This is a genomic window from Myxococcus llanfairpwllgwyngyllgogerychwyrndrobwllllantysiliogogogochensis (assembly GCF_006636215.1).
Taxonomy (GTDB): domain Bacteria; phylum Myxococcota; class Myxococcia; order Myxococcales; family Myxococcaceae; genus Myxococcus; species Myxococcus llanfairpwllgwyngyllgogerychwyrndrobwllllantysiliogogogochensis.
Genome location: NZ_VIFM01000713.1, coordinates 1 through 482 on the forward strand (window position 1 = coordinate 1; position 482 = coordinate 482).

Below are 482 nucleotides of genomic sequence, written 5' to 3' on the forward strand. Positions count from 1 at the left end.
GCGATGATCGCCTTCGCCGGCGCGCTGCGCCTGCAGGCCGGCCAGCACAGCCCGCCGAAGGTGGATGTGACCCCGCGCTGGGACATGGCGACCCTGCCGGCGGTCTGAGCCGGTGGCGCCGGGCCATGCCCGGCGGACGCATTACCGATGCACTGCCAACGGCGACGCCGCCAGCACGGTTGTCGCCCGCTCATGGCGCTGCAGCCAGCCCAGCGTGTGTGGGCAGCGGGCATGGATCAGCCGCCCGATCGCGGCCAGGTCGGCGCCGATGTCACGTTCCAGGACCGGCTCGTGGTGGGCGATGCGGTTGCGCAGGTGGCGGATGCGTCCGATATCCGCATGGATGGCTTTCCTTACGGCACTGGGATGAGCAGAGGGAGCATGCTGCAGAACCCTGCTGAGTGCGGGTATCCAAAGCGTGGAGTCGAAGCGACAGGTGAAGAGCTGCTGCCAGAACACCATCGGCAGGTTGGCGACGATCC

Annotated in this window: 1 protein-coding gene; it reads right to left on the reverse strand. The window is 68.7% G+C overall.

The window, feature by feature from the left end; all coding sequences use genetic code 11:
- Positions 1-141: 141 nt before the first annotated feature.
- A partial coding sequence (locus FJV41_RS55585) for a hypothetical protein (protein WP_220138004.1) occupies positions 142-482 on the reverse strand: 341 nt, incomplete at its 5' end.